The sequence below is a fragment of the Endozoicomonas acroporae genome (assembly GCF_002864045.1).
Taxonomy (GTDB): Bacteria; Pseudomonadota; Gammaproteobacteria; order Pseudomonadales; family Endozoicomonadaceae; genus Endozoicomonas; species Endozoicomonas acroporae.
Map to the genome: position 1 here is coordinate 23,864 of NZ_PJPV01000021.1, position 12,923 is coordinate 36,786.

General features: G+C 48.9%; 10 protein-coding genes and 1 pseudogene. 1 reads left to right on the forward strand and 10 read right to left on the reverse strand.

The window, feature by feature from the left end; genetic code table 11:
- Window positions 1-554: 554 nt before the first annotated feature.
- From hflX to CX664_RS03835, 4 genes are all read right to left on the reverse strand, one after another.
- Entirely contained in the window at window positions 555-1,847 is a 1,293-nt protein-coding gene (hflX, locus tag CX664_RS03820; protein ID WP_101745448.1) for a ribosome rescue GTPase HflX, read from the reverse strand.
- A 146-nt stretch (window positions 1,848-1,993) separates the two neighbouring features.
- Complete coding sequence (gene hfq, locus CX664_RS03825) at window positions 1,994-2,239, reverse strand: RNA chaperone Hfq (protein WP_101745449.1); 246 nt, start codon at window positions 2,237-2,239, stop codon at window positions 1,994-1,996.
- 330 nt (window positions 2,240-2,569) lie between these two features.
- Window positions 2,570-3,520: a tRNA (adenosine(37)-N6)-dimethylallyltransferase MiaA gene (gene miaA, locus CX664_RS03830; RefSeq protein WP_101745450.1), complete on the reverse strand. Its 951-nt coding sequence runs from the start codon at window positions 3,518-3,520 to the stop codon at window positions 2,570-2,572.
- A gap of 106 nt (window positions 3,521-3,626) precedes the next feature.
- Window positions 3,627-4,418, reverse strand: a complete 792-nt coding sequence (locus tag CX664_RS03835; protein ID WP_145999802.1) for a hypothetical protein — start codon at window positions 4,416-4,418, stop codon at window positions 3,627-3,629.
- A 452-nt stretch (window positions 4,419-4,870) separates the two neighbouring features.
- Between CX664_RS03835 and CX664_RS03840 the strand changes: the two genes are divergently transcribed.
- On the forward strand, window positions 4,871-6,226 hold the full coding sequence (locus CX664_RS03840; RefSeq protein ID WP_101745452.1) for an MFS transporter: 1,356 nt from the start codon (window positions 4,871-4,873) through the stop codon (window positions 6,224-6,226).
- Window positions 6,227-6,402: 176 nt separating this feature from the next.
- Here CX664_RS03840 and CX664_RS03845 read toward each other — a convergent pair whose 3' ends face one another.
- The 6 genes and pseudogenes from CX664_RS03845 to CX664_RS03860 all read right to left on the reverse strand — a co-directional run bounded on the left by CX664_RS03845 (window position 6,403) and on the right by CX664_RS03860 (window position 12,864).
- Window positions 6,403-6,882 carry a hypothetical protein gene (locus CX664_RS03845; RefSeq protein ID WP_101745453.1) on the reverse strand — a complete coding sequence of 160 codons (480 nt, stop codon included), beginning with the start codon at window positions 6,880-6,882 and terminating at the stop codon, window positions 6,403-6,405.
- 388 nt (window positions 6,883-7,270) lie between these two features.
- Window positions 7,271-8,644 (reverse strand): sigma-54-dependent transcriptional regulator, encoded by a 1,374-nt coding sequence (locus tag CX664_RS03850; RefSeq protein WP_101745454.1) that lies wholly within the window; start codon window positions 8,642-8,644, stop codon window positions 7,271-7,273.
- On the reverse strand, window positions 8,641-9,258 hold the full coding sequence (locus CX664_RS28420) for a sensor histidine kinase (RefSeq protein WP_476700506.1): 618 nt from the start codon (window positions 9,256-9,258) through the stop codon (window positions 8,641-8,643). The genes CX664_RS03850 and CX664_RS28420 overlap by 4 nt, the downstream gene beginning before the upstream one ends.
- Window positions 9,244-9,444: pseudogene (locus CX664_RS28425) on the reverse strand (histidine kinase dimerization/phospho-acceptor domain-containing protein); the annotation flags it as partial. The pseudogene CX664_RS28425 and the gene CX664_RS28420, both read right to left, overlap by 15 nt.
- Before the next feature lie 2,290 nt (window positions 9,445-11,734).
- Window positions 11,735-11,911 (reverse strand): hypothetical protein, encoded by a 177-nt coding sequence (locus CX664_RS26160; protein WP_163370786.1) that lies wholly within the window; start codon window positions 11,909-11,911, stop codon window positions 11,735-11,737.
- 305 nt (window positions 11,912-12,216) lie between these two features.
- The gene (locus CX664_RS03860) at window positions 12,217-12,864 is read right to left on the reverse strand and encodes an alpha-ketoglutarate-dependent dioxygenase AlkB family protein (RefSeq protein ID WP_101745456.1); all 648 of its coding nucleotides are present in this window, start codon (window positions 12,862-12,864) and stop codon (window positions 12,217-12,219) included.
- Window positions 12,865-12,923: the final 59 nt, after the last annotated feature.

Sequence of the window (12,923 nt, forward strand, 5' to 3'; positions counted from 1 at the left end):
CTGTTACTGGGGACAACAGGCGATTAAATCCATTGCCGGTCCATCAGAGGATGTGCATACCATAGTTACCTACAGACCTTGAGAGTCCCAGGTATGACATGACGTCGCAGGATAGATTTCCAGAGCAGTCATCAACTTCCACTTCGCCCTTCACTGCAACACAGGAGCGTAAAAAATGCAATGTATCCGTACCGTCCGGAATCCTGACCAGCCTTTACAGGCACTCAATAAGACGTACCCGGTAAAGATAGTTCCTGAGCCAGATTGTAGAGTTTGGATAGCGAATAGCGCAAGCCGAATTGGTAAAGACCGCAACGGATTTTCTTTACAAACACCAAATCAGAGCTGTTTCGCCCAAATTTCATCCATCTGTCCTGATGAAATATTCTGTCCAGCCAGGAACGCTTTTTATCATCTGCGACCACACTTATTGACTGCATAAACAGTACATACTGTTACTGGCACAAAGCCAGCAGAGACAGCGAGAAGGTAATATTGAAGATAAAAGACATCGTACGTATTGACCCGAGCCAATACGCACAAACCGCAAGAGCTTACAGCATGGAATTAAAGCAACTCTCACTCAGACCTTCCTGCTTGGAAAGGCGCTCAAAGTCAGACTTTGGCAGGCGAATATCCAGAACCACATCACCGCTATCGGAGTAGGCTTCGGATTGAATAGCACCAAGCTTATAAAGACGGGCACGGATGCGTCCCTGGGCAGGTTTCAGGGTTAACTGTCCCTGCAGCATATCATCAGAAAGCAACTCTTTGATGGCGTCCTGCAGCAGATCAGCACCCTCTCCGGTCACTGCGGAAACCCAGACCCGCACAGGACGCCCTTCATCATTGCGCTGGATTTTCGGCTCTACCCCCTGTAACAGGTCAATTTTGTTATAGACCTCCAACTGTGGCACTTCATCCGCATTGATCTCTTTCAGTACCGAATGAACCTGATCCATGTTTTCCAGACGCTCCGGATCATGGCTGTCAATAACATGCAGCAGAAGATCAGCCTGACGGGTTTCCTCAAGGGTTGCCCGAAATGCCTCCACCAGCTTATGAGGCAGGTGACGTATGAAACCCACTGTATCCGCAAGAACGACAGGCCCGATATCCGGCAAATCAATTCGCCGCAGCGTTGGGTCAAGGGTGGCAAACAATTGGTCAGCCGCATAAACCACCGACTCGGTCACGCGGTTAAACAGTGTCGACTTACCAGCGTTCGTATAACCAACCAGTGATACCTGGGGAACCTCTGCCCGCTGTCTGGAACGTCGTCCCTGCTCCCGCTGCCTGCGCACCTTTTCCAAACGACGGCTAATGCTTTTGATGCGCGCCCTTAGAAGACGACGGTCGGTTTCCAGCTGGGTTTCACCCGGTCCTCTCAGGCCGATACCACCCTTTTGTCGTTCAAGGTGAGTCCAGCCGCGAACCAGTCGTGTGCTCATGTGTTGCAACTGAGCCAGCTCAACCTGAAGTTTACCTTCAAAGGTTCTGGCACGCTGGGCAAAAATATCCAGAATCAGTCCGGTACGATCAATAACCCGGCATTTCAGCTCTTTTTCCAGATTACGTTCCTGGCTCGGAGAGAGGGCATGATTAAACAGCACAACATCGACATCGTGCAGGACAACCAGCTGACGGATTTCTTCAACTTTGCCGGGACCGACAAAGAAACGGGGATTGGGATGTTTGCAGCCTGCGGTAATAAATGCGGCAGACTCAACGCCAGCGGAGCGTACCAGCTCCATAAATTCCTGGGGGTCTTCCCGCTCACGCTCATCGTTCAATTCCAGATGAACAAGAACTGCGGTTTCACCACCCTCATGGCGGTCAAAAAACAAATAGATCTCCTAAACAGCCACGAACCGCAAGAGCTGGGGGCCAGCTAACAGAAACCTGAAAACAAGACTGCGCCACATGGCTCATTTTTAAAATAAATATAAACACCCAAAGGCACCTCAGGTGCCTTCAAGATGCATCAACAGAATTACTCATTCTCAGGCTGATCAGTACCCTGCATCGGCAAACGAACCGGACGGCTGGGAACGACAGTTGATACGGCGTGCTTGTAAACCATCTGGCTCACCGTATTCTTGAGAAGAATAACGAACTGATCGAAAGATTCAATCTGCCCCTGAAGCTTAATACCATTAACCAGGTAGATAGAAACCGGCACGCGTTCTTTACGCAGCACATTCAGGTAAGGGTCTTGTAGAGAATGCCCTTTTGACATTTCTGTACTCCTTTTAATTCTCGGGTTTTTGAATAGCCTTGTTTCACTTTGGGGAGGACTATCCGCTGGACCGGCTGTGCCAGTACTCATTGTTCAATATATGTACAGCCTATGAAATGCCGACTCACATTAAGCTAACCCAACACCGCACTCAATAAGTAATACTAGCTACTCCCACCAGTCCTGCCGGAACAATTAGAGGTTCTAAGGTACTACTTTATTAATCAATAAGTCTAAACAGCCAATGGCTTATGGAAGAAAGTTACATTTACACCCTTGGCATTCCTCAGGGCTATGCACTTTACCTCATGACTATAAATTGTACCGATGCTATTTAAGGGCACCCTCCAAAACTTTCAAGGCATCACCTGGCAGGTTGTTGGAAAACGTATCAAGCCAGTGAATATCAGGCCAGCTTCTGAGCCAGGTTAACTGCCTTTTAGCCAGTTGTCGGGTCGCAATAATACCTCTTTCGACCATCTCATCGTAGCTTAGTTCCCCAGCAAGGTAAGACCAGGCCTGACGATAACCAACGGAACGGACAGAAGGCATGGTAACATTCAGGTCCCCACGCTGATAAAGCCGGGTTGCTTCCTCCAGAAAACCGTTCTCCAGCATCATTCTGAAACGCAGTGCAATGCGTTCATGGAGCACAGAACGGTCTTTTGGAGCCATCGCCAGGCTGACAATGCCATAGGGTAAACGTTGCTCTTTCTGCTCCCTGTGCCATTGAGAAAGCGGTTTACCAGTCAGCTCATAAACCTCCAGGGCGCGCTGCAAGCGCTGGGTATCTGAGGGTTTTATTCTCAGTGCTGCTTCCGGATCAACGCCTGAGAGCTGCTGGTGTAAAAATGCCCAACCCCGTGCCCTTGAGCTATCCAGCAGCCGTTGACGAACCCCGGCATCAGCAGCGGGCATGGTCGCCATACCGTCCCTGAGCACCTTAAAGTACATCATCGTACCACCAACCAGCAGAGGTATTCTCCCACGGGCGGTGATATCCGCCATCAACGCCAGGGCATCCCGTCGAAAATCGGCGGCTGAATAAGATTCCGCCGGATCAAGAATGTCGATCAGGTGATGAGGCGCTTCCACCAGAACCTCAGGTGCCGGCTTGGCAGTGCCGATATCCATCCCTTTATAAATAAGTGCCGAGTCAACACTGATGATCTCAAAAGGCAGCTCTTTGCTGAGCGCTACCGCAAGGTCAGTTTTGCCTGAAGCGGTAGGACCCATCAAAAATACAGCGGGAGGGAGCCGCTTTTCCTCATGCGCGGACATAGGAGAATGTGTACCTGAAAATAATAAAAATGTGATTCTATAGGGAAGGTCTTTTTTTGCAATGCAGGGAGACCAGATATTTCGTTTTTTCAAAAGACAGACTGATCTACCTTAGTTGCAAACAGTCCGGGATAATTTTATCGGAAAACAATTGCGCTAATACTTCATTCAGGTCTTTAGAATCAGAAATATCATTCAAGGCTTGTTTTAATTCTACTGACCCCTGGTTCAAGTTATCGATAAAACTGCCAATTTCATAAGCAGTAAGATGATCAAACAAATTTCTCCAGCCAGGTGCCGATATCAACTCCCCGCCACCTATACAATCAAATCCTGTATAATCACACCCCCCTTCAAACTTATAAACACTACCATCCTTTAATTCACCAAACATGATCCAGTTTTGTGTTTCATTTTCACCCTCTTGATATGAGAAGACTTTGTCAACCTCCCTGCACTCAGTTGTGTATTCGACCATACCGGGCTGCGGCGTCCCCCGTGTTTCCCAGGAACCATCATCAACTAAAAAAGAATACCATGCATAATTACCCTCCCAGAGCGAACCGTCAATTTCCACCGGAGTAAACACAATATTTCTCACCTCCTCTCTAGTGCTGGAAAATAAAGGCTTACACTCTGCACTGCTTATTAATGCAGCACCCAATCGGCGAAGATCATCCAGTCCAAGGTATTGAATTAATCGATCACTGATAACTTGAATATTTAATACCTGAGAATAAATATCTTCTTTCAGTGGTAATTTATTTTTAACTACCCTGGCATCCATTATTTTTGGATTACCGTTGTCTGATGGTTCCTCTGTACCCACTTTACTTTGGTCTGCGGTACTCGTAATAGATAACGAGTTTAATGTACTAGCCAATGATGCAGGATCCATACCCCACCCTCTTCACAATTTTTTTCACCTGAAATTGCATAGAAAAAAGTGTCCAAGTTAATCCAGTGATTGACGGTTGGCTGAAACACCAGCGCAATACCTGATCCGTATCTGAACCAGGGAGAAAACGGTACAGGGCAATCTCATATTTTAATTCATGAATCAAAGACAGGTAATCGACACTCTATAGTGGTAGAAAATTGAAAATTTGCCAGAAATTTTTCTGACAATGCTGCCGCTTTGTTCATTTATCGAGATTTATCGGCTACGCGATAAGAGCCTCTCACCTGGCTGTCGTTGTTATACGCAGCAAGAGATTTATCGGCTACGCGATAAGAGCCCCTTATTTGCTCATTGTAATGCACTGTCGTACATTACAAACTCTGAACTCGAGCTCTTAAGGCAAGCCAAAAAAATTTATAGAACAAAAACAATTAAAAAAAGGCGACACAATGAAGACCATTACCAAGCTCAATCGAGTTGGCTATGCCATGGGGGACCTGGGCAACACACTGACCTTCGGTATGATGTCCACTTTCTTGCTGGCTTATTACACGGATGTACTGGGTATTACTGCCGCTGCAGCGGGGACGCTGTTTTTCGTTGCCAGAATCTGGGATGCGGTGAATGACCCGATCATGGGTGCTCTCTGTGACAAACTCTTCACCCGCAAGCATACCGGGGACAAGTTTCGCGGCTTTCTGGTGAAAGGCAGCTGGCCTGTTGCGGTGGCAGCCATTTTTGTGTTTTGGGCACCACAGGGCCTGAGTGACTCACAAAAACTGATTTGGGCTTACGCCACCTACATTGTCTGGGGCATGGCATATACCTTTATCAATATTCCCTATGGTTCACTGGCGACAGTGATGACCAATGATAAAGGTGAGCGAGCCTCTCTTTCCGCTGCCAGAGGCGTCGGTAGCATGGCTGGCAATGTCGTAGGCAACATTGCCGTACCACTTTTCCTGTCAATTTTCGCCGATGACTTTGCCAAAGGTTATTTGTACTCTGCTGTCTTCGTCAGCATTTTTGCCATGATCGCCTATCTTATATCCTACCGGTATACTGCTGAATATATACGACACGAGCCTTCAACCGAAAACATTAACATTTTTCAGGGTATCACCTCTTTGCGGAAAAACTCATTATTTCTCTGTGTGAGTATATCTTCCGCATTTATGCTGGCGGCATTTATGGCCCAGAGTGCCATTACCTACTATTTCCTGACTGAGAACCTGGATGGCCAACTGTGGTTCATATCCTTAAGCTCAGCGGTCAGTGTTCTTGCCATCCTTATCATTTCATCGTTTATCGGAAAGCTCGCCTTAACGTTCGGTACCCGAAAAATTATGATTACCGGATTTCTGTCAGCCGGTATTACTGCTACCGTTTGCTTTTTACTGCCTGACTCAATTTATGTCATGTTCCTGTGGCTCTTTGTGGGCATTCCACTGATGCTGCTTCCTAATTTGCTGATCTGGGCAAATGTATCTGACAGTATTGACTACAACTCTTACTTATCTGGTCAGCGTCAGGAAGGCGTCATCTATTCCAGCTATTCATTTGCCCGTAAGATGGGGCAGGCACTGGCAGGTTTCATCGCGGGTACGGGGTTATCTTTTATTGGCTATCAGGCAGAACTGGAAACACAGCCAGCCTCAGTATTGCTCGGCATCGATGCACTAATGTTCCTCTTGCCTGCTGTGGCACTGTTCATATGTGCGCTTATCTACTTTGTAATGTGGGATGAATCCAAGATCAAATCAGCCAGTGAAAGTGACGCTGACTTGAGCGAACAGCCCGCCTGATGTCTGGAACAGTTCAACTTCAAAATCCTTTGAAGTTGAACTGACAAGGATTCGACTTTAGTGTTTGAACTTTTTCAAGTTAATAAGCCAAAGACATCTTATTCAATTTGAAATCAGCTTTTGTCGCCCTGACACTGGACTAATGGCTGCAGACAATGACCATGTGTAAATCCTTTTTATTCTTTCACCCCTAACTGCTCGTTAGTGACGTTTATCTCGGGTTGGGACAAATTACCTACCAAAGACTCATATTTTACCTTGGGTTTGGGCGATTCATCCACCAAAGACTCGTAATTTTCCTCGGGTTTAGGCGAATCACCCGCCAAAGACTCGTAAGGGACAGAGTCACACTCCGCAACTTCACTATTCCCCACAAAATATATATCCGAATTTGGATCCGATTCTGACATATCGTTCCGATCTGGTTGTTTAGCCACAACACCTTGATCGGCTTCAGTCAGTAACGGCTCTGTCAATCCTGCCGGGTCATCTTCCGATGGTTTTGGGCAGCAAACCGCCACTACACACGTTTTGACCAATCTATAACTAAAATTAAAACAGTTCTGACACTGATCAGGTTGGATATCATTATCACTTGCTGCTTTCCATGCATTCGAGAAGAAATCTACTATTTTGGAACTATCATCAAAGCGCATATAAACCTCCTGAATCCCGTCAAACAGGGATTGATATTATTATTAGTACTAATATATGACCTCTTATTTATGAAAAGATTCCATAAAATGTATTCATTTATCTTTTCAGGTAAAAGGGGTAAAAAATAGCACCTTGTTAACTGTACCAACGTACAATTAATCTGTTTGTCACACATGCTAATCCAGTACATCATTTCGATGAGTTTGATGTGTACAATCTCCGTCCACCCTGAGCGCCCCTCGGCCCGACTCAGGATGCACGGACGAAGGGTATTGGCACAGTCTTTATTCCGGGTATGGTGTTTACGCCCTTCGACTCCGCTCAGGACGAACGGAGCTTGGGAGTCATTGATAGAAGGAACCCATCAATTGCATTGGTACCATAATGCTAAGTAGCCGCTGTTTTCTTTCTCGGAATACCCAGGCGCTGGCGCCGCTCCCAGAGTGTTTTTCTACTGATACCCAGCTTTTGCGCAAGATCGGTTTCGGTCATTTGATCCTGGTGCTCAAGAACAAAACGCTGAAAGTAGTCTTCCAGAGTCAGGCCATCCTGAAGTTCTTCGGCATCCTGACGGAACAGGGTCTGCTTCACACGAACGTCAATATCCAGGTTTTCCGGAGTGATGATATTGTCTTCAGAAAGAATGACACCCCGTTCAATGGCATGCTCCATTTCGCGAACATTCCCGGGCCACTGATACTGGGAAATGGCGGCCATGGTTTCGGGGGCCAGTGAGAAGACCTCCAGCCCCATTTTGCCACAGGTTTTGGCCAGCAGTTTTTCCGCCAGCATCAGGATATCATTGCCTCTCTCCCTGAGTGGCGGAATGCGCAGTTCCACCACTTTCAGTCGATAGTAGAGGTCTTCACGAAACGCATTCTGTGCTGAGAGCTGGCGGAGATTCCGGTGAGTAGCGGCAATCAGTCGAACATCAACAGACTGGGATTGTACTGAACCGACACGACGAATTTCACCTTCCTGAAGAACTCGAAGTAGCCTGGCCTGGGCTTCCAGTGGCAGCTCACCAATTTCATCAAGAAACAGTGTGCCACCATTGGCCGCTTCGATCAGGCCGGTCCTGGCGGCTGTAGCTCCGGTAAATGACCCTTTTTCATGACCAAAAAGCTCTGATTCAATCAGTGTTTCCGGAATGGCGGCACAGTTAACAGAAATCATCGGGCCATTGATGCGTTTACTGTTTTCATGGATGGCCCGGGCAACCAGCTCTTTACCGGTGCCTGATTCACCCTGAATCAATACCGTGGCATCGGTTGGAGCCACCTTCTGTATTTGCCGGAACAATAGCTGCATGGCATCACACTGTCCCAGAATGCCATTAAAGCCATCGCCGGAGCATATCGCTTCCTTGTTGCCCTGTTCCGCATCGCTGCCGGTAGTCTGAGCTGCCTGCCTTTCAATAGCTTCAGCCACGCGCTGAATCATCTCTGCATGATCAAAGGGCTTGGCAATATAATCGACGGCCCCCTGCTTCATGGTCGAGACTGCCGAGTTCAGGCTGGCATAGCTGGTCATGATCAGTACCGGGATGCCATTGGCCAGGTTGATCATTTCAGTACCGGGCTTACCGGGAAGCCTCAGATCGCTGATGATCAGCGAAAAAGACTGCTGTTTCAGAAAGTCTTCCGCTTCATGAACCGAGCCAGCCTCAGTAATACCATATCCTTGTCGTTCAAGAAGACGACGCAGTGACGATCGGATAATTTCTTCATCTTCAACAATCAGTATCTGGTCCTGACTCATGCCATGTCCCCATGAAATTCCAACGGCTGCTCCCCTGTGTCTGAAGTCATCACTGACTCGGACTCGTAGCGTGGAAGCGAAATGATGAAGCAGGTCCCCCGCCCTGTGATTGGATCCAGCGGACTCACCACCTGAATACTGCCAAAATGTTCTTCGATAATATTCCAGGTCAGAGCCAGACCCAGGCCAGTCCCCTTACCCGCTTCCTTGGTGGTGAAAAATGGCTCAAACAGCCTTTCCTGAATGGCTTTGGGAATGCCATGCCCCTGGTCTTCAAAACGAAGGGTGACCGTGTGCTGGTTGGCTGTGGTGCTGACGGAAACAACACTCTCCTCCGTGCCAGTGCCTTCCTCTGAGGCATCGGCGGCATTTTTCAGCAGATTGATAAACACCTGTTGTAATTTTTGGCTATTACCGCTGACGCAGAGACCATCGATGCACAGATTACGGAATACGATATTGCTGTTCTTATGGCTCAATTGCAACAGACTGATGGCTTCCTGGATGGTGCTGAACACTTCTACGGGTTCGGCTACCGATGGGGAATCACCGTTATGACCGATTTTCTCTCCTCCTTTCTGACCGGAGTGAGCATAAGACACCAGTGTTTGCACAATGCGGCTGACTCTTTGGGTTTGTTCCAGTATTTGCCGGGAACTCTGTTGTATATCCGGGTCCGATGATAGTGCACTCATTTCCTGGGCAAGGCAGTCTATACCGGTAATCGGGTTGCCAATTTCATGGGCAACACCGGCGGCCAGCTGCCCGATCGACGCCAGTCGTTCACTGTGAAAGAGCTGTTCTTCCAGCATTTTGGTTTCTGTCTGGTCCTCCAGCAACATGACCTGATTACCACCGGTACCGGAAACCGGTGCCTGAACTGCGGCTTTGTGCAGGCTGAAATAGCGGGTGCTGCCTTCCATTTCAACACAGTGCTTGTTCAGGTGATTGTTGGGGAGTTGCATAAAATCATTGAGCACCTGGTTCCAGGGAGCAGGAATGGTCTTCAGGGGCATCCCCAGAACAGCATCAGCAGGAATACCGGTTAATTCTGCCATTGCCTGATTCCAGAGCATCACTTCGCCGGTGTTGTTCGATGGCAGCGATTCCTGGTGATCAAGCGACGTGCTCTCGATGGCAGCATCAATGGAGCAGACGGCCATGGGCAGGCTGTTCAATGTGTCCCGGTGATAACGTCTCAAGCTATCAAGCTCACCTGCCAGACCAGTCAGTTTTGAGTGATACGCTTCCAGCCGGGATTCCATAAAATGGATATCTTTGGGGACGTAATCATTATCAACATCCAGTGGCAAAAAGGAGTCGACGATGTCATGGGCAATGGTGGGTCCCATAAGCCCGGATAGATTATTCTCAATACGCTCCCTGAGTCGTCTCAGGGAGTGCGGACGGTTGTCGTCCGGTCTCATATTGAGATCGGTCAGAGCTTTATTGATTTCCGTCTGCGCCGCCACCGGCCCCAGAGGGGCGCTGAGCATCTCCTGAAATTCGTAGGAAGAGCGGGCCTTGGGGATTTTGTAGGGCTGCTGACGCACCTCACGAACCAGGCAGGCGGCCGCCGCGCTGCGCTCTTCATCAGGCATTTTGGTAAAACTGGAGACCAGGTAGAACACCAGCACATTCACCACCAGTGATGAGACAGCAGCAATATACCAGCCATCGTTCGTGATGGTGCCGAAGTTGACGCTGCGGATTGGGAAAATCTCGAGTCCCATGGTTAAAGGCAGCATCAGGGTAAAGAACCAGACTGCGGTTCCAGAGAGAATCCCGAGAATCAGCCCCTTATGGTTTGCCCTGCCCCAATAGAGTGTAGACAGAGTACCGGGCAGCAGTTGCAGGGCTCCCACATAGGCGACGATGCTCAGGCTGTACATGTCCACCTCGTTATGCAGCAGCCGGTAAAACCCATAACAGGCGAGGATCAGGGTGGCGATAATCAGACGTTTTACATTGGTCAGCCAGCGGTAGATATTCATCTGGGCCTGGGCCGACTCTCCGGACTGATAAAGGGTCTGATAAAGCGGCAGGATGACGTGGTTCAGCAACATGGAAGACAGTGACAGTGAGGTCACCATAAACAGGCCACTGGCCGCCGAAAGCCCGCCGATATAGGCGATGATGGTCAACCATTGACTATCCACGGCATGACCAATAGCCAGTGGAAAGTACTCGGGCGGATAAGGGCTGCCGATTTTGAGACCCGCCCAGAGAATCAGAGGGGTGGAAATACTCAACAGTAATAAAAAGAATGGCAGGCCCCAGCTGGCAGTGAATAACATTTTTATGTCGCGGTTTTCGGCAAAGGTCATGTGAAACATGTGGGGCATAACCACAGCTGAGGCAAAAAACATCAACAGCGTTGTTCGCCAGGGGCCATCTTCCAGATGAGAGTTCATCCCGATGATGACCTCAGAGTTGGCTTCAAGCCAGTGGTTTAATCCGGAAAAACCACTAAACACTTCGACGATGACGACGCCGCCCAGCAGCGCCATAATCAGCAGTTTCAGCAGCGACTCAAAGGCAATTGCCACCACCAGACCATCATGCTGGTGGCGGCTGGCCAAGTGTCGGGTACCAAACATCATGGTCAGTAACGTGACCATAATACAAAAACCGAAGGCCAGCATTTCCGGAGAGGTGTCATCGCTCAGAAGATAAACACCGTCTGCCACGGCCTGTATCTGCAGGGCCAGCAGGGGAAAGGTGATAAACAGCAGCAGCAGTGTACTTAGCGTACCCGCCACGGGGCTTCGGAAACGGAAGGCCAGCACATCGGCCAGAGAACTGAGTTGATAGGTGGAGGTTATTCTTAATATTGGCACCAGCAGGACAGGTGCTAATAAAAATGCACCGCTCAGGCCAAAGTAAAAACCGAGAAAAACATAACCATCGTCGTGGGCAACCCCGATACTGCCATAGTAGGCCCAGCTACTGGCATAGATGCCCAGGGACAGAACATAGGTTGCCGGGTGATGAACCACTCTGCGCGGGATGATGCCTCGATCCGTCGCCCAGGCGCAGAGAAAAAGAACCGCCAGATAGGCAACACTGGCCAGAACGATATACTCCAGTTCAAAGCTCATCGCTGTTACCCCTGATCTGAAGGGTAAAGCCCGCGACAATCAGGATGAACCAGAGTATCCAGGGCTGATACCACTGTTCACCAAACGTAATCCACCAGCCCATGATGGCTGGAGAAAAAAGGTAAATACCGATCACCAGAAGCAGAACCAGGCGGTAGATATACATATTACGTCTGTGCAGTTTTGCCGTTGGACGGACATGGTAATGGTTATATGGGTAAACCGCAAAAGATTACTGGCAGTCTATTGTCGGTCAGGCTCCTAGTACATGGTTTCAATGAGTTTGACGTGTACGATCTCCGTTCACCCTGAGCGGAGTCGAAGGGTGCTTGGCACGATCTATCAGAGTCCGGAGTTTCCGCCCTTCGACAAGCTCAGGACGAACGGAGTGCGGATGCAGTGGAAATAAGTTCACTTTTAACGTTGGAGTAAGATTGAGGCTAATGTCTGGCTTTTCCGGAGATTACCTTTCTATCCGTTTTTTGCCCGTTGTTCTTCGGGGAAGCGTGTAATCACCCGACGAAAGGTCAAGTTGATCCTCGGCTCTACTGGTCTTGCTGTTTTTGTCAGGCAGTGCTGCCAGTATTTTTGGGTAGTTCCGGCCATTAACAACAGGGAGCCTGACGTCAGGTCAAAAGTGTAAGGCTGGATGTCTTTTCGGTATTTGTGGCGCAGCCGGAATCGCCGTGTCGCGCCCAGATTGAATGAGGCAATCACCGGGTTTTCGCCTAATTCCGGCTCATCGTCACTGTGCCAGCCATTGCTGTCCTGTCCACTGCGATAAAGGTTGATTAATACCGAGTTAAAGTGATGGCAACAGATTGTTTCGACCAGTTGTTTAATGGCGATAACGGTCTGACTCCATGGCTGTGGAGAAAGCGCCAGACCTGAATATTGATAGTGTGCACCAGGATCCCCCATCCAAACCTGAAGCCTGGGCACCGGCAGGGTTTTACCATAAATGGTTATCTGATCCTGCTGCCAGGGCAGTGTGGAGTGCAGCTCTGAGTAAAACTGCCAGCCTGTGGATTCGGGGATGATCTGCGGCCATAAAAGCAGGCGGGCATCGGCAGGGGTGTATATTTCCGGAGGTGTTGTAACGGCGCTGAAGGTATTCAATGTTCGGGCTCCTGACAACTTACTTGAGCACCAGTGAGCGTCTCAGGTCTGCCGGTGTA

Bases quoted from the DNA above. Each gene is read 5' to 3' on its own strand.
- CX664_RS26160 (WP_163370786.1), bottom strand. From the start codon at position 11,911: ATGTATATCTACCGCCTGGTTCTGCTTCTGGTGATCGGTATTTACCTT.
- CX664_RS03850 (WP_101745454.1), bottom strand. From the start codon at position 8,644: ATGAGTCAGGACCAGATACTGATTGTTGAAGATGAAGAAATTATCCGA.
- CX664_RS03845 (WP_101745453.1), bottom strand. From the start codon at position 6,882: ATGCGCTTTGATGATAGTTCCAAAATAGTAGATTTCTTCTCGAATGCA.
- hfq (WP_101745449.1), bottom strand. From the start codon at position 2,239: ATGTCAAAAGGGCATTCTCTACAAGACCCTTACCTGAATGTGCTGCGT.
- miaA (WP_101745450.1), bottom strand. From the start codon at position 3,520: ATGTCCGCGCATGAGGAAAAGCGGCTCCCTCCCGCTGTATTTTTGATG.
- CX664_RS03835 (WP_145999802.1), bottom strand. From the start codon at position 4,418: ATGGATCCTGCATCATTGGCTAGTACATTAAACTCGTTATCTATTACG.
- CX664_RS03840 (WP_101745452.1), top strand. From the start codon at position 4,871: ATGAAGACCATTACCAAGCTCAATCGAGTTGGCTATGCCATGGGGGAC.